Origin of the sequence: Vallitalea maricola (assembly GCF_036985595.1) — a bacterium.
GTDB classification, from domain to species: Bacteria; Bacillota; Clostridia; order Lachnospirales; family Vallitaleaceae; genus Vallitalea; species Vallitalea maricola.
This window is the reverse complement of record NZ_BTPU01000018.1, coordinates 18,980-44,951: the sequence shown is the minus strand read 5'-3', so window position 1 is coordinate 44,951 and position 25,972 is coordinate 18,980. Positions and strand designations below refer to the sequence as shown.

At 31.8% G+C, this 25,972-nt stretch carries 21 protein-coding genes; 18 read left to right on the top strand and 3 right to left on the bottom strand.

All coding sequences use genetic code 11. The features are described from left to right. Positions 1 to 60 precede the first annotated feature (60 nt). From AACQ14_RS05920 to AACQ14_RS05875, 10 genes are all read left to right on the top strand, one after another. On the top strand, positions 61 to 948 hold the full coding sequence (locus AACQ14_RS05920; protein WP_339362660.1) for a carbohydrate ABC transporter permease: 888 nt from the start codon (positions 61 to 63) through the stop codon (positions 946 to 948). After that, on the top strand, positions 948 to 1,772 hold the full coding sequence (locus AACQ14_RS05915) for a carbohydrate ABC transporter permease (protein ID WP_339362659.1): 825 nt from the start codon (positions 948 to 950) through the stop codon (positions 1,770 to 1,772). The genes AACQ14_RS05920 and AACQ14_RS05915 overlap by 1 nt, the downstream gene beginning before the upstream one ends. Positions 1,773 to 1,782: 10 nt before the next feature. Next, positions 1,783 to 3,141, top strand: coding sequence for a glycoside hydrolase family 30 protein (locus AACQ14_RS05910; protein WP_339362658.1), 1,359 nt, complete (start codon positions 1,783 to 1,785; stop codon positions 3,139 to 3,141). A gap of 253 nt (positions 3,142 to 3,394) precedes the next feature. Next, complete coding sequence (locus AACQ14_RS05905; protein ID WP_339362657.1) at positions 3,395 to 5,329, top strand: alpha/beta hydrolase; 1,935 nt, start codon at positions 3,395 to 3,397, stop codon at positions 5,327 to 5,329. A gap of 86 nt (positions 5,330 to 5,415) precedes the next feature. Then, positions 5,416 to 5,922: a MarR family transcriptional regulator gene (locus AACQ14_RS05900; RefSeq protein ID WP_339362656.1), complete on the top strand. Its 507-nt coding sequence runs from the start codon at positions 5,416 to 5,418 to the stop codon at positions 5,920 to 5,922. Positions 5,923 to 6,081: 159 nt separating this feature from the next. Beyond that, complete coding sequence (locus tag AACQ14_RS05895; RefSeq protein WP_339362724.1) at positions 6,082 to 6,330, top strand: glycosyltransferase; 249 nt, start codon at positions 6,082 to 6,084, stop codon at positions 6,328 to 6,330. A gap of 364 nt (positions 6,331 to 6,694) precedes the next feature. After that, positions 6,695 to 6,883, top strand: a complete 189-nt coding sequence (locus AACQ14_RS05890; protein WP_339362655.1) for a hypothetical protein — start codon at positions 6,695 to 6,697, stop codon at positions 6,881 to 6,883. 80 nt (positions 6,884 to 6,963) lie between these two features. Beyond that, complete coding sequence (locus AACQ14_RS05885; protein WP_339362654.1) at positions 6,964 to 7,548, top strand: alpha/beta hydrolase; 585 nt, start codon at positions 6,964 to 6,966, stop codon at positions 7,546 to 7,548. Positions 7,549 to 8,436: 888 nt separating this feature from the next. Beyond that, the gene (locus tag AACQ14_RS05880; RefSeq protein ID WP_339362653.1) at positions 8,437 to 11,037 is read left to right on the top strand and encodes a CBM96 family carbohydrate-binding protein; all 2,601 of its coding nucleotides are present in this window, start codon (positions 8,437 to 8,439) and stop codon (positions 11,035 to 11,037) included. 94 nt (positions 11,038 to 11,131) lie between these two features. Then, positions 11,132 to 12,214 carry a peptidyl-prolyl cis-trans isomerase gene (locus AACQ14_RS05875; protein ID WP_339362652.1) on the top strand — a complete coding sequence of 361 codons (1,083 nt, stop codon included), beginning with the start codon at positions 11,132 to 11,134 and terminating at the stop codon, positions 12,212 to 12,214. 123 nt (positions 12,215 to 12,337) lie between these two features. Here the strand turns inward: AACQ14_RS05875 and AACQ14_RS05870 are convergent, their stop codons facing one another. Further along, positions 12,338 to 13,024, bottom strand: a complete 687-nt coding sequence (locus tag AACQ14_RS05870) for a response regulator transcription factor (RefSeq protein WP_339362651.1) — start codon at positions 13,022 to 13,024, stop codon at positions 12,338 to 12,340. Positions 13,025 to 13,587: 563 nt separating this feature from the next. On the opposite strand from AACQ14_RS05870, the gene AACQ14_RS05865 reads away from it, so the two are divergent. The 6 genes from AACQ14_RS05865 to AACQ14_RS05840 all read left to right on the top strand — a co-directional run bounded on the left by AACQ14_RS05865 (position 13,588) and on the right by AACQ14_RS05840 (position 20,966). Continuing rightward, a complete protein-coding gene (locus AACQ14_RS05865; protein ID WP_339362650.1) occupies positions 13,588 to 14,907 on the top strand; it encodes an ABC transporter substrate-binding protein in 1,320 nt (439 codons plus the stop codon). 111 nt (positions 14,908 to 15,018) lie between these two features. Next, on the top strand, positions 15,019 to 15,906 hold the full coding sequence (locus tag AACQ14_RS05860) for a carbohydrate ABC transporter permease (RefSeq protein WP_339362649.1): 888 nt from the start codon (positions 15,019 to 15,021) through the stop codon (positions 15,904 to 15,906). 23 nt (positions 15,907 to 15,929) lie between these two features. Continuing rightward, the gene (locus AACQ14_RS05855; RefSeq protein ID WP_339362648.1) at positions 15,930 to 16,796 is read left to right on the top strand and encodes a carbohydrate ABC transporter permease; all 867 of its coding nucleotides are present in this window, start codon (positions 15,930 to 15,932) and stop codon (positions 16,794 to 16,796) included. Between the two features lie 103 nt (positions 16,797 to 16,899). After that, the gene (locus tag AACQ14_RS05850; RefSeq protein ID WP_339362647.1) at positions 16,900 to 18,105 is read left to right on the top strand and encodes a cytochrome c3 family protein; all 1,206 of its coding nucleotides are present in this window, start codon (positions 16,900 to 16,902) and stop codon (positions 18,103 to 18,105) included. Continuing rightward, positions 18,105 to 19,631: a cytochrome c biogenesis protein CcsA gene (gene ccsA / locus AACQ14_RS05845; protein ID WP_339362646.1), complete on the top strand. Its 1,527-nt coding sequence runs from the start codon at positions 18,105 to 18,107 to the stop codon at positions 19,629 to 19,631. The genes AACQ14_RS05850 and ccsA overlap by 1 nt, the downstream gene beginning before the upstream one ends. Positions 19,632 to 20,102: 471 nt before the next feature. Further along, complete coding sequence (locus tag AACQ14_RS05840; protein WP_339362645.1) at positions 20,103 to 20,966, top strand: hypothetical protein; 864 nt, start codon at positions 20,103 to 20,105, stop codon at positions 20,964 to 20,966. A gap of 115 nt (positions 20,967 to 21,081) precedes the next feature. Here the strand turns inward: AACQ14_RS05840 and AACQ14_RS05835 are convergent, their stop codons facing one another. Continuing rightward, positions 21,082 to 21,948, bottom strand: a complete 867-nt coding sequence (locus AACQ14_RS05835) for a sensor histidine kinase (protein WP_339362644.1) — start codon at positions 21,946 to 21,948, stop codon at positions 21,082 to 21,084. A 986-nt stretch (positions 21,949 to 22,934) separates the two neighbouring features. After that, entirely contained in the window at positions 22,935 to 23,636 is a 702-nt protein-coding gene (locus AACQ14_RS05830) for a GntR family transcriptional regulator (RefSeq protein WP_339362643.1), read from the bottom strand. 263 nt (positions 23,637 to 23,899) lie between these two features. Here AACQ14_RS05830 and AACQ14_RS05825 point away from each other — a divergent pair, with 263 nt between their 5' ends. Further along, positions 23,900 to 24,916 carry a zinc-binding alcohol dehydrogenase family protein gene (locus AACQ14_RS05825; RefSeq protein ID WP_339362642.1) on the top strand — a complete coding sequence of 339 codons (1,017 nt, stop codon included), beginning with the start codon at positions 23,900 to 23,902 and terminating at the stop codon, positions 24,914 to 24,916. Between the two features lie 20 nt (positions 24,917 to 24,936). Continuing rightward, complete coding sequence (locus AACQ14_RS05820; RefSeq protein WP_339362641.1) at positions 24,937 to 25,947, top strand: Gfo/Idh/MocA family protein; 1,011 nt, start codon at positions 24,937 to 24,939, stop codon at positions 25,945 to 25,947. Positions 25,948 to 25,972 lie beyond the last annotated feature (25 nt).

The following is a 25,972-nucleotide window of genomic DNA, read 5'->3' as shown; positions in this document are numbered from 1 at the left end:
ATATATATATTAAAGTGTAGACATCATACTGGATTTTATGACAGAAGAAAGGAGTATGTTATGAAAAAAAAGAAAAATAGTAAAGAAATACGACTCTTATTATTGTTTTTATTACCTGCTTTGATATTTTACAGCCTTTTCATGATTATACCAGTTATAACTGGACTATCTTACAGTTTTACTGATTGGAACGGGTTAAATCCTAATTATAATTTTGTCGGGCTGAAAAACTTTATAGATGCAATAACGAAGGATAAGAACTTTTTGATTTCAATTAAATTTACTTTAAAATACGTACTCGCTATGGTTATTTTAACGAATGTCATCGGGTTATTATTGGCAGTCTTAATTGATTCAAGAAACAAATCAAAAAATATTTTTAGAACTGTTTTCTTCGTTCCAAATATGATTAGTTTTATTATTGGAGCGTATATATGGCAGTTTATTTTTAGAAAAGTTTTCAGTGAATTAGCTCAAAATAATTTTTTAGGGTTTTTAGATCAGCCTTGGCTTGGTAATCCAAATTTTTCATTTTTGGCAATTGTAATGATGTCCTTATGGACAACTGTTGGATATACCATGGTTATCTATATTGCTGCAATACAAGGTGTGCCGACAGCATACAAAGAGGCGGCTAAAGTTGATGGTGCAAGCAGTATTAAAATATTTTTTAAAGTCACATTACCAATGATTATGCATGCTGTTACGATTAATCTTTTCTTAACGCTTAATGGTTCTTTTAAAGCTTTTGATCAAATTTACGGTTTGACTGGAGGCGGACCTGGCAGAACAACTCAGGTTATGTCACTAAACATTTATGAAGAGGCATTTTCCAGTTATTTTAGATATGGTTACGCCAACGCTAAAGCGATTATTTTGTTCTTGTTTGTGTTATGTATAACATTAATCCAGCTTAGAATAACTCGAAAGAAGGAGGTAAAAGCATAATGAATAAGAAATTAGTTAATGTTATTCAATGGTTATTTCTTCTAGTAGCTGCTGTTATTGTGCTTTTTCCAATCTATATTGCAGTGATTAATTCATTAAAAACGGATGGCGAGATGGCAAGATCCATTCTGGCATTACCTAAAACTTTACAATTTCAAAATTATATAATTTCTGTTAAAAAACTTGATTTTATAAGAACAACATTCAACACCTTTTTCATTACAGGTTTAGCTGTAAGTGGAATCATAATTAGTTCTGCTATGGCAGGATATATAATATCAAGAAGTAAAACAAAGTTAGCATCAGTATTTCAAATTCTTTTTATTGCTTCTATGCTGATACCTTTTCACTCTATTATGATTTCTCTAACAAGAACTGCAATGTTTTTTAATGTTAAAGGAAGTTTATTAGGGACTGTAGCTATCTATATTGGACTTGGGGTTAATATGGCCATTTTCCTTTATGTTGGTTTTGTAGGCACAATTCCAATCGACTTGGAAGAAGCCGCTATTATTGATGGATGTGGACCTTTTAAAGTGTTCTTATATGTTATATTTCCATTATTAAAGCCTATAACAGCTACAATTGCAATATTAGATGCTTTATGGATATGGAATGATTTTTTATTACCTTTATTAATGATTACAGATGCGAAAAATTACACACTTATTCTTTCAGCCAATAAGTTTTTCGGAAAATATGAAGCAGATTGGACGAGTTTACTTGCTGGTTTACTTATGACTTCAGCACCTTTGGTTGTATTCTATCTCTTTTTCCAAAAACATATTGTTAAAGGAATTGTTGCTGGAGCGGTAAAAGGTTAGGAGGTTAACAATGAGAATCGAATGGAAAGAAACAACAATTAACAACCAATGGGTTGATAGAGATACAAAGGATTTAATAGCGATGAATACTGATGCAGATACATCATCTCATTGTCTTACACTTACTGATAAAAGGGATCAGACCATTGATGGTTTTGGTGCTTGTTTTAATGAACTCGGTTGGATAGCATTAAATAAAATTGATGACAAACAAAGAGAAGAAGTAATAAAAAATTTTTTTGATCAAGAACATGGTGCAAAGTTTAATTTCTGTAGAATGCCTATTGGCGCCAGTGACTATGCTGCTCAGTGGTATAGTTTAAATGAACAGGAAAATGATTTTGAAATGAAGCATTTTTCTATAGAGAGAGATCGTTCCTATTTGATACCCTATATTAATAGTGCAAAAAAATATAAAAAAGATCTTAAACTATTTGCTTCACCATGGAGTCCTCCAACTTGGATGAAATTTCCTAAAGCTTATAACTATGGAAGACTTATTATGAAAGAAGAATATTTAAAGGCTTATGCACTATATTTTTTGAAGTTCATTGAGGCTTATGAAAAAGAAGGGATCCGAATTGATCAGATTCACATACAAAATGAACCATTTGCTGATCAGAAATTCCCTTCCTGTTTGTGGTCAGGGGAACAATTTAGACAATTTATCGGTGAGTATCTAGGACCACTTTTTGAAAAAGAAAATGTGGATACCCAAATTTGGTTGGGAACCCTTAATGGACCTGAGCAAATGAAGTTTTTACCTACTGGAACGATTATTCTTGATATATTTGATGAATATGTAGATCATGTATTATTTGACAAAATGGCTAAAAAATACATTTCTGGTGTCGGATATCAGTGGGCAGGGCGAGAAGCAATACAAAGAACAAGAGAATCTTACCCTGACATGAAGTTGATTCAGACCGAAAATGAATGTGGCGATGGAAATAACACATGGGAATATGCCCGTTATGTCTTTAACCTAATGCGGCACTATTTTCGTAATGGTGTAAGCAGCTATACTTATTGGAACATGGTACTAGAACCAGGTGGCAGCAGTACTTGGGGATGGAAGCAGAATTCACTTGTGACGGTTGACCCTAAAACAGAAGAAGTTATTTACAATCCTGAATTCTATGTAATGAAACACTTTTCTGGTTATGTGAAACCTGGAGCAAAACGTATAGAAGTCAAAGGTCCTTGGTCAGGAGCAGCAGTAGCTTTTGAAAATCCTAACCAAGAAATTATCGTTGTTGCAGCTAATAATGTAAATTATTCTCGTGATATGAGCATTAATATAAATAAGAAAAATATTAGAGTCAACTTGAAGGGATATTCGTTTAATACTTTTGTAATTACTCTATGAGGTGATATCTAAAAGGTAATTTCTATATTGTTTACACTCATTGAGTGAATATAATAGCTATTTGTATAAAGCAAGGGAACGGGGTTGTTGCTTCAATCAGAATGAAGCAACAATTTCGTTCCCTTGCTTTTGGTAGTTTTTTTGAAAAAAGATACTTGTTGAAGTAATTGTATATTGACTTTGCACAAAAAACATGTAATAATGAAATTATATTATTTCCAAATGAAATTATAATAATGAAGGAGGAAATCAAATGAAACTAAATAAAACGAGAGGCATGTCAGCAAAAACTGCAGCGAAAATTTTATGTATCACCATTATCTTGGTGTTGATAAGTGGCTTAGGGGCATCAGTATTACAAACCTCTTTTGGGAAAGTGGATATTATTAAATTTACTATTCCAACAGAAAATGGACAATGGTTGTCAGGAAATATTTTTAAACCCGTTGAAGCATCTTCAGAAAATAAAGTACCGGTTGTCATAACGTGTCATGGATATTTGAATAACAGTAAAATGCAGGATATAAGTGCTATTGAGCTTTCACGTAGAGGTATTGCGGTAATTGCTATGGATGCATATTATCATGGAGGATCAAGCTCATCTAAAGAATCAGTTATGGATTCCGTTGTTAAAGAGGGAACGGGAATGATTCCTCTAGTTGATTTTGCTTATAGTCATCTAAATTACATAGATAATAGGAAAATTGGTATTATGGGCCATTCGATGGGAGGCATGGATGTCTGGATGACATTGATGCACTATGGTTCTCAATATTATTCCATAATTGAAAAAGCTCAAAAACCAGACTCAGACGGTGGAACTCGGATTACTTCAGAGGAACAAGCTAAAGCAGATGGGGTAAATAAAGTACACTCTGGATTTCCAACTTCAAATGTTCGCTTGTCTTCAGAGAAGATTTTTCAATCAATACATGCTAATGTGGGAATAAACTATGCAAAAAACGATGAAGGCTGTTATGATCTAACTAATGGGAATGGAGACCTCTCGGGCAACTCCTATGAGTCTCTTTCTGCAATAAATTCTATTTTTGATGACGATAAAAAAATAAAAACCGTTGAAATCGGTAAGTTCTATGGAGATGCAGCAAATAAAACCTTAAGAGTGATCTATAATCCAAAGGAGATTCATATTCTACAACATTTTTCATTCAAAAGTGCAGGATATACAGTAGACTTTTTTCAAAAAGCTTTTCAATTGGAAAGCCCTATAAAGAGTAATCATCAAATATGGTTTCTAAAAGAACTTTTTAATTTAATAGGACTTATAGCTGTATTTATTGCTATAGTACCTATAGCTGTATTACTTATGGAAATTCCAGTATTCAAAGGATTAAAGGGTACTGCTCCTGAACCATTAATAGCTCTCGATACAAGAAGAAGTAAAGCCGCTTTTTGGTTGAGATGGATTATAAGTTGGGTAATATCGTGGATATCATTTATGCCCATATCAAAGCTGGATAAATATTTTTTCTCAGATACAGCATCATTCCAATCAACTAAATGGTTCTCTCAGCCTTCAACAAACTTTATTTTACTATGGGGTGTTTTTAATGGTATTGTAGGCATTATTCTTTTTTGGATTACCTATAAATCTGAAAAGAAAAGCAAAGAAATTACGACTGATATGTTAGGAATAAAGATTGGTTTATCCGAATTTTTAAAAACATTAGCTTTAGCCATTTGTGTATTTATTGGTTTTTATGGATTTGTTTTTGCCACAGAATATTTTTTCAATACTGATTTTCGTATATGGCTATTGGCCGTATGTTCATTCTCATCGGATAAGCTTATTATTGCGTTACAATACTGGCCGCTGTTTTTAATATTTTTCTTTGCTCTTTCTCTTTCGAACAATATAATAAGTAGGGCCGGAAACCAAAAAGAATGGCTGAATTTACTTATATGCGGCTTAGGAAATGCTTTAGGTATTATCATAATTAATGCTATTCAATACATAACCATTTTTACTACAGGGGTTTCACATTGGCAAGCAGATCGACTTTATCCAATTGTTGTACTTCCACTTATTGTTTTGCTTTTTGCAGCTGCCTATATTGGACGTAGTCTATATAAAGCAACGGGGAAAGTATGGCTAGGCGCTCTTGTAAATTGTATGATTATTGTAATGATTGGTATTGCTAATACGGCAACGCTTTCATTGTTTTAACGATTAAATCCCATCTTTAAGTTCTATTGAATTTAAAATATCATTATGATATACTTACATAATCAAGCTTTTGGAGGAATTGATAGATGAAACTTGAATGGATGGGAAAGTACCGCAGCTTCGTTGAGAAGATTATTAAATTTGGTAATTCTTATGCACAATCATATAAAATTGAACATAGTTACAATACTTCCATAAAATTTTCGGCATCACAACTTCAGGTAATGGAATACATTTTAGAAAATGAGGAAAGACATCAAAACATGTCAGAAATTGCTTGTAGGCTCGGCCTCTCTCCCAGTGCTTTTTCTAAGAACATAAAAAAAATGGAAAAAAAGGGATTGATGGAAAAATTCCATACAAGTGATAATCGTAAAGACGTCATTATAAAAGTTTCTGATTTTGGAAAAGAGATATATCAATCATATTCAGAATACGCCTATCAAAAAGCATTTAAAAAAATGTTTGAAATTCTTGACCAAATACCTGATCAGTATATTGATAAATTTATTGAAGTCCTAGAACTATCAAGTGAAATGACTCGATTAGACAAGGATCAATCTCAAGAGGTTAAGTTAATAAAGATAGAATAGGTAGATTTGACATTTCAAATAAGCAACATATTAACCAGTAGTCGGTTTTGAATGGAATAGATAACAAGGGCTCGGATATTAACTCAGTTTATAGGGCTTTTGTTGTCTATTTTTCTTATGGAATACTTTTTCTATATACAGCAGGTATAACCCCCAGAACTGGAAATAGAAAATGATTTGATCTTTGTGGGTATTGCTGAATACAAATTCATGCCATATTTTTATAATGCATCAATGTGTGTTGTAAACCTTTCAGATTACGAAGGATCCCCAATGACTACGGTTGAGGCTATTAGTTGTGGTATACCGGCAATATGCAGTAATAGAGCCTCTTTTACTGAGATAGTGGGGGATAAAGCTATACTGGTAAATGCAAAGAATGAAAAAGAGGTTAAGGATAAATTTTAAAAGCTTTACAAAGTAATGATAATTTTGAGAAACTAATAGATAACAGCCATAAAATAAAACAAGAATTCCACTGGGACGGAACAATAAAAAATCATGTTAGATTATATGAATCACTGATTTGGAAATAGCTCGCTACTGCAAGTTCCCCAGAAGGAGATAGCACATTTCTTAATTAATTCTTTTGGCTTTTTTACTCAAATTTATATTAGGAAATTAATGAGTCAGAGGTGAAGAATATATTCATATTTTGTTCTTGACTTATTACAAATACAATAGTATTATTTTATTTAATATGTTATGGAAGGAGTGCTTAAGCATAATCTTTCCATATTGAATTTAGTAGGGATGGCTTACCATTCTATCTTTGACTGTAAAAATATATAACAATATTCGCCGCATAGAATCCAATGAGATTAGCTTACAAGGATTTTATGTGGTTTTTCAATTATTTAGATTAATAGGAGAATATGATATGAATGAAAATAAGATATTAGATTACGCTCTACAGTTAATGAGTAAGAAGAGTGTGGCGGTTGCGTATGAATATTTATAAAGTGAAAGACAATCAAATTATAGAATCAGTGGGCAATATTACAACTTTTTGTATTGCTTAGCGGCAATACTTGGAAGGAAATGAAGAGTAATAAGATAGCGTTTGCTCTTCATAGCAATCAGCAAAGTATAGTTCACAGTAAATCAGATTGGGAATTTGTTGAAAATCTTGGTTTTCAGGTTGAGTATGTTCAGTCAGAAGAGATTGACTCATGTGGCATTTTTAGATGGGAAGATAATGGAACAGGTTCAGAGCAGTTAAGTTCTGAAATAAAAAAAATGGATTGGGAAAAATATGATGAAAAAATACTTTGTGGGTTTTCTTCCGGATGTAACACTATTCTTAAAACATTACTAAAATATGATATTAAATGTACTTCACTTTTACTTCAGTCGCCATGGATTCCAATGATAGATGAAGATTTGAAGAAGTTGTCAGACAAACTTGAGAGATATAGTACAAATGTTTATATAGTCTGTGGGATGGAAGATGAGGACTGTTTTGCAAGGAGTCAGATTCTATATCATGAATTAAAGGGTAGAGATATTAATGTAAAGAAGTTGTGGGTTGAAAAACTAGGACATGAGTTTCCTAACGACTATACAATAATTTATGAGAATTTATTATACATGAAAAATGGGGTGAATAATGCAAGTAAACAATAAATTAATAAATAGTACTTGTGAATATTTAAGTCCATTAAAATAAGTTAAAGATCTATATGTCCTAGAATCTCTTAATCTAATGGCAAAACCCTGCACTGTATGAAAAAGATATCGAACTATTGTGCATTAATGTTTGTTTCAACAGCATATATGGTTGCTTCGACCTATAATCCATTTATTTATTTTCGATTTTAAATAGGAGGATTGCAATGAGAATAAATAGAAAAAATTGTGCTAAATTACAGAGTATTATATGTGTAATTCCGGTTTTATTTATACTTATCATGTTGATAGTTATAAGACAAAAGTAGAATCAAATTTTATTCAAAAAGCGTGATTGCTCTAAAATGTAATGAGCAGACAGGCTAGGGCTTCATCATGCAATTTATGGTGTAGAAAATACCAAAGATGGCATCACTACCAGTGAAACAGCTATGAAGAATTCTTCGTGGCTTTTATTTTGCAACAAATTAGAACAAAATTAATATCTAATTTTATCTCAATGCTGTAGACCAGCAACTCCCATATTTGCCAGCATGATACTTATCGTATCAGCCGAATAGTTGAACTGCATATCAAGCAGCAAGAAAAACCATAGAAAAAATATCTCCATTCTCATACAGTTAATAAAATTGTGTTTGTTAACCTACAAATTAAAAAATACTGCATATTGAAAAATTGATAAAAATATTTTACCATAATGATAATCAACACGTGTTGGTTAATGCGTAGGTAGCATATTAACTACGATATTTAAGTAGGGTGTGGAAGAACAAATAATTATTCTAGGGGGTATAAAACATTCATCTTGTTAAAAAAGGCTAAAGAGAATAATATGATATATGAGTATTAAAAATAATGATTATTGCATTTAAGGAGGCGTATTTAATGAGCAAAAAAACAGTTAGGAGATTTGTTTCATATTGTATGATGGCTGCAATAGCCTTAAGTAGTATCATGATAGACACACCCGTTGTGATAAAAGCAGCAACAGGAACAACTTACTATGTAGATTCTCTAAACGGGGATGATAGTCAATCAGGAACAAATGAAGCATCAGCATGGAAAACATTAGATAAAGTTAACAGTACAACGTTTCAATCGGGGGATAAGATACTGTTTAAGGCTGGATGTGTTTGGAACGGACAACTTTGGTTAAAAGGTTCAGGGGCAGAAGGAAATCCCATTATTGTTGATAAGTATGGTGTTGGTGATAAACCGATAATAAATGGGCAAGGGACTGTCACACCTACCTTAGTATCTGGAGCGGTCATGATTGTAAATGATGAGTATTGGGAAATTAATAATTTAGAAGTAACAAACTACCATAGTACTGAAAAATCAGTTAGATGTGGTATATTAATATATAATGGTGGTGGAGGAACAAAAAATCATATAAGAATTAATAATTGTTATGTACATGATGTTAACTCTGATAAAGATGGAAGTAAGATAAGTGGAGGCATAATTGTATATAGTTCTAAGCAAAAAATAGATGGAGTGAATACCAGTGTAACATCAGGGTTTAATGATGTTGTAATCGAAAATAACCATGTTAAAAATGTTGCCATTGAGGGTATCAGAAATAAAACCCAAGATGGAACTAACTATCCGAAAGTTAATCGTAATATTGTCATCCGAAATAATTTTGTAGAAGAAGTCCTTGGTGATGGAATTGTTCTTGCAGAGACTATTTCAGGTGGTTTGGTTGAAAATAATGTGGTCAAAAATCATTGCAATACTAATGTAGGTAATAGAAATTATGCAGGTTGCTGGGTGTTTACAAGTCATGATGCTGTATTCCAGTTTAATGAGGTTTATGGTGGAAGATATGGATATAATGATGGGGAAGCATTTGACATTGATTTATATTGTGATGGAACCATCTATCAATATAATTATAGCCATGATAACAATGGCGGTTTCTGTTTATTTATGAATGGTTCAACTAACAGCGTTTTTAGGTATAATATTAGTGTAAACGATGGTAATGGAAATGAGATATTCCATTATGGTCCTTCAAGTCCATCAGAAGCTCCCATGATCTATAATAATAGCATATACATAAAAGAAGGTATTTCAACTAGAATATTTAATACATGGGGAACAGGAAGAGTAATGAAATTCTATAATAATATTATAGAAAGTCATGGAACCATTACAAAATTTTCAAAAGATCAAGTAACAGGAGAATTTTATAATAATTGCTTTTATCCAAGCACCATTGACGATATTAATGGACCAACTTCACACTTAGGCTTAATTACTGAGAATCCAGGCTTTGTTAATCCAGGCTATGAAGGGTTAGGATTAAGTGCGGGTGAAGCTTATAAGATAAAATCAGATTCACCATGTATCAATGCAGGTGTAAAAATAACCAACAACGGAGGGAAAGATTATTTTGGTAATACCTTGTATAATTCCACACCTGATATAGGTGCTCACGAATATGAAGGTCAAGTTCCTCCTCCAGAACAAGGACCAGAAGGTGTTTTTTACCCTCTACAAGATGCTTATGTTAGAGATGGTAGCTATGCTGATAATAACTTTGGGTATGATACAGGATTGACTGTAAAAAAAGATGCAACTTCCTATAATAGAAAGGCTTATCTCCTATTTGATTTTAATAATTATACCAAGAAAAACATTGAAGAAGCAGTTATACGTTTATATGTTTCTCACGTTAATGGTGATCCCACAAGGACGATAAAAGTGTACGGTGTCAACGAAGAAAACTGGGATGAGTCCAATATCACATGGAATAATGCACCAACACAAGGAAGCTACATTACATCTTTTGAGGTTTCTAATGAATCGAATAAGTGGTATGAATTCAATATAACAGATTTTGCCAAAGATAATATGGTGGATAAAAAACTTGCATTAGTGTTGGTCAATGAAGGAAGTATTAGCTCACAAGGTGATGTTACCTTTGGTTCAAAAGATTCTTGGTACTATCAACCTGAGTTAGTTATAACAGATTCTGTAACAGCCAAGATTAATCCTAATGAAGATGCTTATGTAAGGGATGGCAATTATGCAGATCAAAATTATGGAAATGATGAAGGATTAATGGTAAAAAGTGATGCCGCCTCATATAGAAGGAAATCTTATATGTTATTTGATTATCAAGTTTATAATAAACAAAATGTCTCAAAAGCAGTTGTGAAACTTTTTGTTACCAATGTTAATACAGACCCATTAAGGACAGTAAAAGTATATGGTATAAATGATGAAAACTGGGATGAATCCAATCTTACATGGAACAATTCACCTGCATCAGGAACATATATTACAAGTTTTGAAGTGACAAATGAGCTAAATAGGAGTTATACTATTGATATAACAGATTATGTTAATGCTAATATGGGTGATAAAAGAATTTCATTAGTATTCGTTAACGAAGACATGGATACTTCTAGAAATGATGTAACTTTTGCATCAAAAGAAGCTATAGATAATGGACCAATACTTCTATTAACTGAATAAGCTTTTTAAATAAGGGATAGGAGTTTGCCTGTCCCTTATCTAAAGATTATTATCATTAATATTGTTTTTGAAGGTACTTTTGGGAGGAAGAAAAATGAAAAATACTAAGAATAAAGAAAATAGAAAGAGAGTATACTTTTTTTCCTTGGGTATATTTATGATACTGCTTACCATTGCCATGATTTTTACAATAAAAATCTTTAGAAGAAGTAATGAAGATGTGGTGGTAGCCAATATTAATGGTGAGGAAATTACACGAAAAGAGTTTATTGCCCGGCTAAAGGATCATAGAGCGATTATCTATAATTATTTTAAGAATCAGTATAATGTTGATGATAGTAATAACTTTTGGACCAGTGAATACGGAGGAGAGGTTCCAATAGAAGTATCAAGAGAAAAGACCCTAAAAGAGCTCGTTAGAATTAAAATAGAACAGTCTTTAGCTAGGGAAAATGGGTTGATAGACGATATTACATATAAGGAATTCTTAAAGAAACTGAAAAATGAGAATGAAAGAAGAAAGAAAGCTTTGGAAAATAATGAAGTTATATATGGTCCAACAGAATATGGAGAAAGCGAGTATTTTTCCTATACCCATAGTACGATGATTCTTGAATTAATAGAAACACTTAATAAAGAAAAATTTAAACCCGATGATGCAGAATTAATAAAATATTATAATAATACGAGAGCGTTGCAATATAAGCAAGAAGATCAATTTACAATTGAAAAAATAACGGCAGAAATAAATAACGAAAATAAATCCTTAGTTTTTGAAACTCTAGATAAGATAAGAAAAAATATAAATAGTGGAGAGAGTTTGAAAACAATTACTGATAAATATGAGAATAATAACATAAATTTACAATTTGATAAACAAATATTAAATGAAAATACAGCAAAAATGGATAGTGAAAAATATCCAGATATAAAGAAAACGGTGAAATTACTAGCTATAGGTGAAATCAGCGAAATAATAGAAGAGAATAATTATTTCATAATTATTCGACTCATAGATAAGGTTGATAATGGCTATAAATCCTTTGAAGAAGTAAAAGATCATGTAAGAATCAATTATTCAAAGGATAAGTATGAAGAATATATAAATAGTTTAGTTGAAGAAGCTGACATTGAAATTAATGAAAAAGAATTAAACAAAATAATGATTATAAGATAGATTAATGACTTGTCTATGTAGTATTGTTAGAAACAAACCTAGAGAAATAAATACACACTTATAGTAGTCGTAGGACATTGCATTTTAACAAGTCATTAATACTGATATATAGATATATGACAATCATAATTTCTTGAGAATATCAAAAATCCTTAATTCTTTTATAATATAGATTAAATCTTTTGTTCGATTTTGTTCACATTTTTTTAGTATACTGTTTATTTGCTTTTTTATTGTTCCAACTTCTACAAAACGCAGTTGGGCAATTTGTTTTCTAGTCATGCCGTCACATAATAATTTTAACACTTCTAATTCACTGGATGTTAATTCGGAAATAAGTTTTAATACATAGAGAAGGCTCTGTTCTTTGATTTTGCTTTCTCGAAATTCTTTTCTGATTTTTTCTGCTATGATTGGCCTTATGGGCGAAAGGTTTTTATGAGCAGAACGTATGGCATCGATAATTTCTTCTGGTTCGGCTGTTTTTAAAATATAATCCACAATACCAGTTTGAAATGCGGCAACTACGATTTCGCTACGGTCACAAACAGTCAACATAATAATTTTTATTGCACTTAAAGTGTCATTGATTTGCTTTGCAGCTGTTATACCAGCCATCTGATTTTCCATTTCTATATCCATGAGAATTATATCTGGTTTATACATTCCAGCAAACATAACTGCCTCATATCCATTTTCAGCAGAAGCAACTAATTCCATATCCGATTGTTTGGCAATAATTCGTTCAAGTCTTCTTCTATGGGCTATCATATCATCCGCAATCATTACTTTAATCATATCATTTGTCATAATAAACCTCCTAAGTAATCTGGTTATTTAATGAAGGATAATAGTTATTAAGGTTATGAAATTATAATCTAAGGATAAGAAAAGCATAGATTAAGCTAGCCTTATCTTATGTATTCCTATTATAACAAATGACCAAGTAAATTGGCAAAAAAAGTAAGGGGTATAAATCATTCCCCTCTTAATCGTATAGAAAGTTCATTTTGATAGAAGGAACCAAACTTACGTTAGAATTAGACGCTTATTATAGGTATATAGACTACTGAGTAAGGTTATTGAACACAAATCCAATCATAGGGTAGTATAAAAATTATAACTTATATAAAGGATATCTAGCATTATACTAGTAAATTAGCCATTAATAAATTATTGAATAGCGACCATTATGACTGACTAGGGAAGGAATATAAGATGCTATATCAACGATTAACTTTGAATATCATTAGATGTGTTTCCAACAGCATCAAGAATTAGGGGTATAATTTTTTCAACTTAATAAATCATCTCAAAAATACTATAATAAACATAATGAATATGAAGAAAAAAATACTGAGGAGGATTTAATCATGAGTAAAAAAATATTATCAATAATAGTGCTGCTAACATTAGTAGTATCTTTGTTGGTAGGTTGTAAAAGTGAAACAAAAACAAAAAATGTATCAAGTAATGATGACGAAAAGACAACAGAATCCAATTCCAATAAAGAGAAAAAGCCAGTAACCATAAAAGTGGCAACATGGACAGATACTGTTAATGCTTTCACTGAAATTATTAAAGAATTTGAAAAAGAGAATCCGCTTATAAAAGTTGATCTTATAGAATTCCCAAGTCAAGAACATCAAGATAAATTAGTTGTACAATTAGCTGGAGGAGCAGATATTGATGTAATGGCTATGAAAAATACTGCTGATTATAGCGATATTGCTGTGAAAAACCAATTATTACAGTTAGATGATTTAGTGAAAAAATATGGATTAGAAGTAGCTTCATTTGGACCATTATACAATGGATTAAAGATTGATAATAAGTTATATTCTTTACCTTTTACAAAATCATCATGGGTATTATATTATAACAAAGATTTATTTGATAAAGCAGGAGTCGACTATCCTTCAGATGATATGACATGGGCAGAATTTCGTGAATTAGCTAAGAAGATGACAAGGGGAGAAGGCAATGAGAAAATATGGGGTGCTTATTTACATACATGGCCTCAATCTTGGTATGGACCCGGTTTACAAACTGGAGCGACAATTGTTGATGAAGATTTAACACCATTTAAGGATGCTCTTCAATTAAGAATGGATTTAGAAAAAGATGGCTCTATCATGTCTTACATCGAACAAAAAGCTACAAATGCACATTATAAAACTGAGTTTGCTAAAGGAACTCTTGCTATGAACATTATTGGCGAATGGCATATCGACCAATTAAGAACATTAGAAAAAGAAGGTACAGTTACATTTGACTGGGATATAGCACCTATGCCACATCCTGAAGGTGTTTCACCAAATACGACTTGGGGAATGGCAAGTCCTATAGGTATTAATGCAAAATCCAAAAAAGTTGATGCTTCATGGGAATTCATAAAATTTGCTACTGGTTTAGAAGGTGCTAAAATATTTGCTGAATATGGTAGATTACCAGCATATAATAGTGACGAGATTAAGAAAATATATGTTGGAGATGGAAATTCTAAACCTAATAATATTGGTATTTTAGTAGAACAAAAAGTATATTTTGAAAACCCTACAGTACCTGGTGCTAAGATTGTAAAAGATGAAATTTTTGGAAAAGAGGCTGAATTAACTTTTGCAGGAGAAAGATCTGTTGAAGATACAATGAAAGTCATTTTAGAAAGAACAAAATCTGAATTAAACAAATAACAAATAGTTTATTAACGAATGCACTTCATTCTATGTGAAGTGCATTATTCAAATCGTTTCAGTTAATAAGAACGAAATTAATATTATGATTGAAAGTAAAGAGGTGACTTAATGAGTAACAGAAAAAAAAGTATAAGGCGTAATAGATTAAAAGGGTATGCATTTTTATTACCTAACATTATAGGGTTTGCAATCTTTACCTTTTTGCCTGTTGTAGTTTCTATGGTATTAAGTTTTACAGATTGGGATGGTTTTGGGGAGCTTAACTTCATAGGATTCAAAAACTATATGAACTTATTTTCAGACAGTACATTCCAGATTTCTTTATGGAATAATATCTATTTTACCGCTATTTCGGTACCGGTAACCATGATTCTTGCTTTATTAGTAGCAGTAGCCCTTAATAAAGGGATTAAAGGCATAAAAATATATAGAATGGCATTTTTCTTACCTTATATAACGGCAGCTCTTGCTGTAGCTGTTGTTTGGCAATTACTCTATCATCCAAGTATGGGACCCATAAATGGCTTTCTTAGAAGTATAGGCATAGATAATCCACCTAGGTGGTTATCCTCGACTAAATGGGCTATGACCTCCGTTATTATTATGTATATATGGAAAATGATTGGGTACTACATGATTATTTTTCTTGCAGGATTACAAGGTATACCAAAGAATTTATATGAAGCTGCTAATATTGATGGAGCCAATTCATGGCATAAGTTTAGAAAAGTTACAGTACCTATGCTATCTCCAGTTATCTTCTTTGCGGTTATTATCGGTGTCATTAATTCCTTCAAAGTATTTACAGAGATATATGCGTTAACGGAAGGTGGACCAGGACGTTCAACGAATGTATTGGTATATAATATTTACGTTGAAGCATTCCAGAAATATAATCTTGGATATGCATCGGCTATGGCCTATGTTTTATTTGCAATTATTGTATTGATAACTTTGATTCAATTTAGAGGACAAAAGAAATGGGTTAATTATTAGAAATAACATAAGGAGGCGATAGAATGGAAATAGTAATGAATGATTTGGACATTAAAAAAAAGAGAACAAACTCAAAGAAAATAAAAAAAGATCTATTTTACTTTATTATAATTCTACTATCTTTAACAATGATTATACCATTTTTATGGATGATATCAGCATCTTTAAAACCTGAGATAGAGGTCTTTGAGTTTCCAATTCGATGGATTCCGAAACATATTAAATGGGATAATTACGTAAAAGTATGGACGGAATTACCATTTATGACCTATTATTGGAACACATTTAAAATAGCATTCTGGGTAACTTTTTTACAGATTATAACATGTTCATTGGCGGCATATTCATTTTCTAAGATACATTATCCTGAAAGAGATAAATTATTCTTAGGATATTTATTTACAATGATGATTCCATACCAAGTAATAATGATTCCACAGTTTATGATCATAAGAAAATTAGGATTAGTAGACACACATTTAGCACTAATACTTACTGGGGCGTTTAGTCCGTTTGGTGTATTTCTATTCAGACAGTTTTTCTTGGGTATACCAGAAGAGATTTCCCAATCAGCACGTATCGATGGTTGCAGTGAATTTGGAATATACTTTAAAATGATTCTTCCTCTATCAAAACCAGCTATAGCTAGTTTAGTTGTATTTACTTTTGTGGATAGATGGAATGATTTCCTTGGACCCTTGATATATATAAATGCTGAAAAGCTGAAGACGCTGCAGCTTGGAATGAGAAACTTTCAGACAGAATATAGCTCATCCTATTCTCTGCTAATGGCAGCAGCAGTTTCAGCTACGATACCAACTATAATCATATATCTCATTGCTCAAGACTACTTTATAGAAGGAATTGCAGCTACAGGAATAAAAGGCTAATGGATATAACCGACAAAGTCATTTAAGATATTTTAATTTAAAATATGGACTTAATATATAAACTTTTTAATATAATTAATAAAGAATATTAAGGAGAGAGTTTATGTTAGGACATAAATCCCAATACCTTAGAGTTAGCGTGATTATGAGCATTTGCTTAATTGGCTTAGTCGCATATAATTTATATTCAAGAGAGAAAATTCCAGAATTAATTCAAGGAGCAGAATATACGATTTTAGCTTCAAATGAATCGGGCATGCATTGTATCCAATCGGATTATTCAGCATTTATGATACTACCGCCGGGAAACACGGTTCGTATACAGATTTTTCAAAAAGGGACCAAAAAGGCCAAGTTAATTACTAAAGGTATCATTGTTGAATACTCAGTTAATGATAATACTACTTCGGCAGATAAAAATAACTTTTGGCAATATGCTAAGGATTATGGTTATGATTTAAAGCCTGGTGAAGGGATAACGGGTAATACCTTAAGTGGTGTATGTAGCTTATCTAAAGATAAACATTATTTCATAGCGGATATGATTCCGGTCACACCTTATAAAGACAATGAAACAACCATGAATCCCTATCAAACACTAACGGTGACAGTAAAAAATGCAAAATCCGGGGATATCCTTGCTAAAGAAGATGCAGTTGTTGTTCCAGTGTCTGATGAAATGCTATGCAGCAATTGTCACGGTTTAACAGATACCAATAAAAATATTTTGTTGACTCATGATTCCCTTGAAGGAACAAACTTATATGTTGATTTACAGAATGGAAAGAGGTATAAATGCAGTGCTTGTCATGAGGATAATAGCGTCTCATATGTTATGCATAGTACCCATGCTCAATTAATGTCATTATCAGATTTAGCTATAAAATGTTACAATTGCCATCCAGGACCCGTTACTCAATGCAATAGAGGAGTAATGGCTGCAGCCGGACTAGAGTGTTCAAATACAAAATGCCATGGGAATATGGAGAATGTAGCCCAATCTCAAAAAATGGGCAGGGTGCCCTGGTTAGAGGAACCGGATTGTTCTAATTGCCATGGAGAATTGTATGCATCCAATGAAGGAAAATTATACTCCCAATCCTTTTTAATGAATGGCCCGGATGATATGAACGGCTTTATCACCTGCATAACCTGTCATAACAGCCCTCATGCAGAATGGCCTTCTCTTAATCCCATTGATAATATCCTTCCAATAAAGGTTACTCATGAAGTGGGCTTTATCAAGAAATGTGGAGCTTGTCATGAACCATTAGGTAACAAGATTCATGGGTTTGAGGAGGGAGAGTAATGCAGATAGGTCAGATACTACTTATAGGATGTCTTATTGGTAACCTAATAGCTATCCTAAGTCCTTATTTTAAAATAGGGAAAGATAAAAATCATTTAACGAGTATCGGATATGTAGTTGCGTTATCTTTTATGACAACGGCTACTCTTTTACTTATTTATTATCAAATAAATGGGAACTATCAATATAGTTATGTCTATCAACATACTTCCTCTGATTTGCCGCTTTTTTATAGGATATCTGCTTTATGGTCGGGACAAGAGGGATCCTTTATGTTATGGGCGTGTATTACACTCTGGATGAATCTTTTTATAATACATGAGGAAAAGGTTAATAAAGTGTATCAAATCATCTGTTGTGGATTAATCTGCTTGACCTGCTTTAGTCAACCTTTCGGGATACTAAATCACAAGCCCCTCGATGGACAGGGGTTAAATCTAGCTCTTAGAAATCCTTGGATGGTACTTCATCCACCCATTATTTTTATTAGCTATTCGGCTATGGCTATAGTTTTTGCCCAAAGTTTTAAATTCGTTAGTAAAAAATGGGTCCTCCTTTCATGGACATTTCTGGGGGCCGGTTTAATCACCGGAAGTATTTGGGCGTACCAAGCTTTAGGATGGGGTGGTTTTTGGGCGTGGGATCCAATTGAAAACTTAGCCCTAGTGCCATGGCTCTTGCTAACGATTATGATTCATGAGCGTGATATAACATCATTAAAAGCCAGAATCCCATTTTTACTGGCTGTCTTTGGAACTTTTATGGTGCGAAGCGGTCTTCTCAACAAGCTTTCGGTGCATTCTTATGCATCATCAAAATTATGCATACCGATTTTAATAGCTTTTCTAGGACTCTTATTCATTATTGTTCTTGGGTTGCTAAAAAGGAAGCCCCGGCTTCCTAGGAAAAAGATTTCGCTTAAGTTGAGGGATTTATTTAAAATCCTATTAAACATTTTTTTACTAGCTGTTTTGATTGGTACCCTGTGTCCCATCATTACCGGGGTTGATACACCCATTGCATACTTTAATGATGTAGCACTGGTTTGGGCGGTCACTTACAGCATTTTGTTCAGTATACATAGGGTGCATCAATATAAAAGAGCACTAATAATAGGATTAGTTGTTGACATAGGCATTGTAATTTTAATATCTGAAATGACTCAACAATTTCATTTGTGGGCTTCAATACTTCTTGCATGTGTATGCCTACCGTTGGCATTACAGTTTATCTCCATCCAGAAAATAAAACGCGAAAATGTATTTATTGAATTAATACATATGGGGTTATCCGTAATGATTGTGAGTATCATTGTGTCTTCTTTATTTGGCTCTGAGGGTCTTTGGCTAGAGCCTTTGAAGGTTGTAGAGGGAAGGACAATGATTATTCACCAACTATTTGGTGATTTTGTAATTCAAGAAAATGGTTTTTATAATTTCAAGCCTATGATTACTGGTGTTTTTATCGGTGGAGGGATAATGCTCACAGGAGGATTTTTTGAGGCATTCAGAAAAGACGTAAATTAATAAGAAATTATATGGAATATCATATAAATCAAGAGATGAAAGCATATACTTTCTAAGTTTGTGGAAAATAGGCGAACCTGAAATTTGCATTGTGTTCCTAATAAAAGTGATCATGATTATAAATAAAAGATAGGATTTGGTTGTCCCGATTAAATCCTGTCTTTTTGCGTGTAAAGGAAAAGACTAAGAAAAAATAATATTTTAACTTAATTGGATTAAACAGCATTAATAAAATTCTTAATATGTTTTTAATACAATATGACATACAGTTGTCGCAACATTTTGATATACTTTCAGATACAGGGCTAATACATTTAATTTTTATATGTGAATAAAAAGTAATAGGAGGTGACTAAATATGAAAATTAGATATTATCTCATTTATCTCATTTTATTAATTTAAAAGTACAGTTTTTAAATATTACTATAGGTTATAGAGATACATTACAAAAAAATCTGGAGGTGTAGATTATGAAATTAAAGAAAATTATAACATTTACAATACTATTATCATTGGTGTCAATTTTGGCAGCACCTGTTTATGCAGAAAATAGTCCCATTGGCGATAAATATATTAAAAGAGGAGAATATTATATCGTTAAACCAGTGACTGATACCAGAGCTGATATATACCTTGGCCCAAAATATCCAGAATCCTCTCAATCTGGTTACGAAAAATATACAGATTCACAAGGCAATAAATACTTATATAGAATTCGCCACATCAAACTTGTACAAATGGATTATGGTGATGTTACTCATGCCAAGATCGTTGAGACTGTACCACGTGGCCATACAAAAACAACTGAAAAAACGGTAACTGTACAAAAAAGTTTTAGCTATACTTGGAGCATAGGTGGTTCTCATACTCAAACACTTAATGCTTTAGAAGGTCAATTAAGTAGGACACTTACTGTTAATTATTCTCAAACATATAATACAATACATACTTATACTATAACTGAAGGAACGAAGTATACCTTCCCCAGTGAAGCTCCACTAAAATACAATGTAGCTTATTTTTGGGCGGGCTTTATCCATGACAAGTATGAAACCTGTGCCGATGTGGTAGAGTATAAACGATTTAAGAATAAAACAAAAGTACTTAGCTACCAATTTAAGAGGGATCCACGTGACCCTAAATTAGACCAAGTTATATTTAAATTAGAAGATGGTCGTACCAAAAAAATTCTTGCACGTCATTTTGATAGATATTATGAAAATGGATACTTCATAGAATATAGATGGGGATATGATTATGATAATAAAATAACAGTTTATGGAGAGTTACTTTCTCCAAAAGGAACAGAATTTGTAAGATATAGTGAATTATAATAATTTTGTTGTTAAGTAAAAATTTTCGTTAATATTTCTTTTTAATATTATAAGCATTACTAGTGACTGTCTCATAAAAGTATCTGTAAAACCTACTCTTATGAAACAGTCTCTTTTATATTATAGGTAAAGCGATTCTAAATGTTGTTCCTTTGCCTGATTTACTTTCGACACTGATTTTACCATCATGAGCAGTAATGATTTTATGGCAGTATGAAAGTCCTATTCCCCAATTATTAACAGATGAATGGGTACTGAAAAAGGGTTCAAATAACATAGGCAGATATTCTTCCTGAATACCCGGTCCATCATCTATAATGCTTATAATGCCCCATCCGCTTTGCTCTTTTAATGAGATATGTATTTCACCAGCATTTTCTTTACCGATGGCTTCAATAGCGTTATTGATAATATTACAAAGCACTTCTGATAGATGATTTTCATCAATGTAGGATTTGGGTATATTAGCATAACAATAGGTAATTCTTATCTTTGATTGTACGGTTTTAAAATTATCCAGAGCTTTTTTTATGGGCACGTCTAAAGAGGTTGGATACATATCAAGTTCAATATTTTTCAGCTTATGATTAGCAATTTCAAGACTTTCAAAACATTTTGCACAAGAGTCAAGAATTAAATCTAAACTATAGGTGGATTCATTATCGTTTCTATGTTTTTCACGTAAAAAGTCAGACTCTGATTTTATGGCTTGTATATGATTTTTAATAGCATGAGTAAAGACTCTCATACCTACTGAAGCTGTATTAATACTTTTGTTAATATGAACATCTTTGTTTTTATAATATGTTTCCATAGCGTTATAACGATAAATTGAAAAAACCATGATCGCAAATACAATAAGCTCAATAATTGGAAAGATATCATATAACATAACATACCGGTCTAAATTAGGGGTTAAATAATTATAGAATCCTTTAATAACAGTTGTTCTTACAAGAATTCTTGGTGCCCAATAAAACATAAAAAAATGGATGAGTGCTATAGGAATAAGACATAAAATATTGTAAAGTGTATAATTATTAAGGAACTTAATCTTTGGATATTTAAAATAAAATAGGATTAAAATAGATAAAGCTCCGAAAACATATAGTATATTCGTGGTTTTAAAGAAAACATTGAGTATGTTGAAAAAAAACCAATACTGTTTGAAATTAATATAATCGTGTTTGCCAATATAAATTTGAAGCAATTTCTGTAATTTTGGATCATAGGCTATGATCTGGAGGATAGGACAAATCGCTAAAAGCTTGAATATATGAGAACTATTAAATATTCTTACTTCTGTTCTCGTAAAGGATAATGAAAAACTTATTAACGAATAGTTAAATAATAAGATTCCAATATTTAAACAACGAATTAGTATATCAGGGTTTAGATTCATATAAACTAATAAATTCCACATATTAGGTGTTAAATAGAAAAAACGATTAACAATATTTAAGTAATAGTTATGAGTACTCAAATACAAAATTAATGACGTTAGTGAAAATATCCATCCAATAATGATGCCAAATAAAAAACGAGTCGATAGATTCTTAAGATTTTTATAAGTAAGGACAAACGAAAATATTAAGAATACAAATGTTACAATGACAAGCATGAAATTCCTCCTTACATGATATGTGACAAAATGAATATTCACTAATCATTATAACATATCAAACTATAAAGGAGAGTAATTATAAAGAGAGTCTGATATGAAGAGTGAGAATTGTGAATATAATTAAAACACCTTGTCACAATTATGTGATTTTAGGTGTTTGTATTCAATATTTCAAGCAAAAAGAATAATGTTGCTGGCAGTCGGAAAAGATAAAGAAGAGATTGTTTTTGTATTGTTTAGTGATATAGTATATTCCATTTGCCAGTATCGATTTTGAAACTACATAGTAACGTTGAGTCTATTACTAGATGGAATAGCCGTAATTAGATGATGCAAGCCTATTTCTAATCAGTAACAAAATAATCGGGATAATTTTTCATAATATCATAAAACCTCTTCTTGAATGAATTTAAATGAGATTCATAAAATGCATGGATATCAAAATCGGAAGATGTTCCTATCATCAAGTAGTGGTATATCTGATTATGCTCTTCAAAAATAGTAGATAAGTCAGTGCCATTAATTATTGCATCAAGATATCTAACTCTATCAAAATGAGAGCATAGTTTCTTTGTGGCTGTCCAAATATGTGGTTTACCAGAAATATCATAAATGGTTTTATGATACAAATCATCAAGTTTGAAGAAAGAATCAATATTGTCAGGAGCATTAAGTACTTTTTTTTGCTGATTGAGTATATTGAATAATATTGATAATTGATTGGGGTGGATGGTTTCCATTAAACTTTTTATCAAATCAGGTTCTATAATTGATCGAAGATATAGACCTTCTTTCAAAATTTGGATACTAATTTTTGAGATTTTTGATCCGCTTTGAGGAAGGACATCTATTAGATATTCGTTTTTTAAATTGATTAATGACTCATGAATGGGTGTTCTACTCATGGAAAATAAATTTGATAATTCGTGCTCATTAATGTTTTCTCCGGGTATTAACTGTAAAGACATTATGTTTTTACGAAGGATTCTGTATGAGTACTCTCGGTTATTCTCATTTGTAAGTTTTGGGGTAATAACTAAATTCATTTTAAAATCTCCTATAATAATTAATATATTAATAATTTATCATGTTTGAATAATATAGTCAAGTTGTATATTGATTAATATTGATGTTTAGAAAAGTTGTGAAAAATGATTGACAGAAATACAAAATAATGATAGCATATGGATAACTAATATATTAGATATGAAATGAATTAATGATATTCTGGAAAAAAATACAAAAAAGGCCTATATTAAAAGAAAGTTAATCATTAAATTGATATATCAAAAAAGAAGGCGGTGTTTTTTTGTTCTCTATAAAAGTAGTTGAACCATATCAGACTTTGGTTGTTGATGAGCCAATACCCGTTATTTCAAATCCAGATGAGGTACTAATAAAAGTTACATCCGGTGGTATTTGCGGTTCTGATATAGGTATTTGGAATGGTACGAACGCTTTGGCAACCTATCCGAGAATAATCGGACATGAGTTTGGAGGAATAATTAAAGGTCTAGGAGATGGTGTCAAAGATTTTAAAGTTGGTGATAAGGTTGCAGTTGATCCAGTAGTAAGCTGTGGAAGTTGCTATGCGTGTACTCATGATAATCATAATGTGTGCGATAAGTTAGAAGTAATAGGTGTTCATAGAGATGGTGGTTTTAGGGAATACATAACTGTAAATAAAAGTAATGTGCATCTTTTAAAACAAGAATTCGATGTTTCGTTGCTTTCACTTGTAGAACCATATTCCATCGGTTATGAAATAAATGAAAGAGGCCGTACAAAAAAAGGTGAAAACGTATTAATTCTCGGTGCCGGACCTATTGGTATAACGACCATGCAAGTTGCAAAAATGAAAGGTGCAAATGTTATTATTACCGATATTTTGCCCAAACGATTAGACAAAGCAAAAGAGATGGGGGCCGATTTTACGGTCTTAGTAACAAATCAAGATTTAAATAAAGAGATAAAGAAAACTACTGGTAATGATGGTATACATGTTATTGTTGATACAGTTTGTGTTCCCAAAACGTTTGAACAATGTATACAATTAGCTGACCCAGGAACTAGAGTTGTGGTTATTGGATTGAAAAATGAACCATCTAATATAAAAATGGTTGATATTACTAAAAAAGGAATTGAAATTATTGGTTCTAGGCTTAATAAAAAAAGATTTGATGACGTAATAAAAGGATTTGAATCAGGACAGCTTCATCCGGAACAATTAATGACACATCAATTTGATTATACCCAAATACTTGATGCGCTAGAGCTGATTACACAACATCCGGAAGAAGTATTAAAAGTAGTTATCAATTTCTAAAAATCAAAGGAGATGTGAAAATGAAGGTTGCAATTATTGGTTGTGGTGGTATGGGTACGATGCATATTCGATCGTTAAAAATACTATCTGAAAAATATAACATTGAAGTAGTTGCTTTAGCGGATTGCCGAAGTGAATTTCTCGAAAAGGCAACTGCAACATGGCCTAAAGCAAAAAAATATAATTTGGGTATGGATTTAATAAATGATGGTATGGAATTAGATTTTATAGATATTTGTTTGCCAAGTTATTTGCATACAGAACATGCCATAAAGGCCATGGAGCGAGGTTATAATATTTTTGTTGAAAAACCAGTGTGCTTAACAAAAGAGGAAGGCGTAAAACTAATCGAAACGCAAAAAAAGACAAATGTTAAGGCGATGGTAGGACATGTTGTTAGATTTTTTGAAGAATATCAATTTTTGAAGAAAATCTATGAAGAAAAAACATATGGGAAACTCAAATCCTTGATAATGCATCGAATTGGTGGAAAGCCAACATGGGGATTTGAAAATTGGTTTATAAATGAAGAGAAGAGTGGTAGTGTCGTTTTGGACCTTCATATTCACGACTTGGATTTCATTAGATATATGCTTGGAGAGCCAAAAGAATTTCGAGTGAATACTACATCATATACAGATGGAATGATTAATCAGATTATTTCAACATATAAATTCGATGAAACTTTTGCTGTTGTAGAAGGTACTTGGGATGAAACGCCATGCGTTAATTTCGAAGCATATTACAGAGCTAGTTTTGAGGATGCAACCGTAATATATCATTCAAATTTAGAACCCAAGGTGCAAATTTTTAAGAAAAACGATACTGTACAAGTATATGAATACAAAGATTCAGTTAAGGAAATCAATACAACTAATGTTATAAATATTAGTGAGATTGCACCCTATAAGAGAGAACTAGAGTATTTTATAAATTGTATTTTACTTGATAAGGAAGTAGAAATTGCAAATATCGAGGATAGTGTAAAAACAGTTAATCTAGCTATCAATGAGAAAGAGAAAAGATATTAACTTGTTTACCAAGTCAATATAAACC

What these genes read in the sequence shown, in the direction of transcription:
- AACQ14_RS05915 (WP_339362659.1), top strand. Translation starts at nt 948, where the DNA reads ATGAATAAGAAATTAGTTAATGTTATTCAATGGTTATTTCTTCTAGTA.
- AACQ14_RS05875 (WP_339362652.1), top strand. Translation starts at nt 11,132, where the DNA reads ATGAAAAATACTAAGAATAAAGAAAATAGAAAGAGAGTATACTTTTTT.
- AACQ14_RS05920 (WP_339362660.1), top strand. Translation starts at nt 61, where the DNA reads ATGAAAAAAAAGAAAAATAGTAAAGAAATACGACTCTTATTATTGTTT.
- AACQ14_RS05840 (WP_339362645.1), top strand. Translation starts at nt 20,103, where the DNA reads ATGAAATTAAAGAAAATTATAACATTTACAATACTATTATCATTGGTG.
- AACQ14_RS05870 (WP_339362651.1), bottom strand. Translation starts at nt 13,024, where the DNA reads ATGACAAATGATATGATTAAAGTAATGATTGCGGATGATATGATAGCC.
- ccsA (WP_339362646.1), top strand. Translation starts at nt 18,105, where the DNA reads ATGCAGATAGGTCAGATACTACTTATAGGATGTCTTATTGGTAACCTA.
- AACQ14_RS05905 (WP_339362657.1), top strand. Translation starts at nt 3,395, where the DNA reads ATGAAACTAAATAAAACGAGAGGCATGTCAGCAAAAACTGCAGCGAAA.
- AACQ14_RS05860 (WP_339362649.1), top strand. Translation starts at nt 15,019, where the DNA reads ATGAGTAACAGAAAAAAAAGTATAAGGCGTAATAGATTAAAAGGGTAT.
- AACQ14_RS05835 (WP_339362644.1), bottom strand. Translation starts at nt 21,948, where the DNA reads ATGTTTTATTGGGCACCAAGAATTCTTGTAAGAACAACTGTTATTAAA.
- AACQ14_RS05910 (WP_339362658.1), top strand. Translation starts at nt 1,783, where the DNA reads ATGAGAATCGAATGGAAAGAAACAACAATTAACAACCAATGGGTTGAT.
- AACQ14_RS05865 (WP_339362650.1), top strand. Translation starts at nt 13,588, where the DNA reads ATGAGTAAAAAAATATTATCAATAATAGTGCTGCTAACATTAGTAGTA.
- AACQ14_RS05900 (WP_339362656.1), top strand. Translation starts at nt 5,416, where the DNA reads ATGAAACTTGAATGGATGGGAAAGTACCGCAGCTTCGTTGAGAAGATT.
- AACQ14_RS05850 (WP_339362647.1), top strand. Translation starts at nt 16,900, where the DNA reads ATGTTAGGACATAAATCCCAATACCTTAGAGTTAGCGTGATTATGAGC.
- AACQ14_RS05820 (WP_339362641.1), top strand. Translation starts at nt 24,937, where the DNA reads ATGAAGGTTGCAATTATTGGTTGTGGTGGTATGGGTACGATGCATATT.
- AACQ14_RS05855 (WP_339362648.1), top strand. Translation starts at nt 15,930, where the DNA reads ATGGAAATAGTAATGAATGATTTGGACATTAAAAAAAAGAGAACAAAC.
- AACQ14_RS05885 (WP_339362654.1), top strand. Translation starts at nt 6,964, where the DNA reads ATGAAGAGTAATAAGATAGCGTTTGCTCTTCATAGCAATCAGCAAAGT.
- AACQ14_RS05830 (WP_339362643.1), bottom strand. Translation starts at nt 23,636, where the DNA reads ATGAATTTAGTTATTACCCCAAAACTTACAAATGAGAATAACCGAGAG.
- AACQ14_RS05880 (WP_339362653.1), top strand. Translation starts at nt 8,437, where the DNA reads ATGAGCAAAAAAACAGTTAGGAGATTTGTTTCATATTGTATGATGGCT.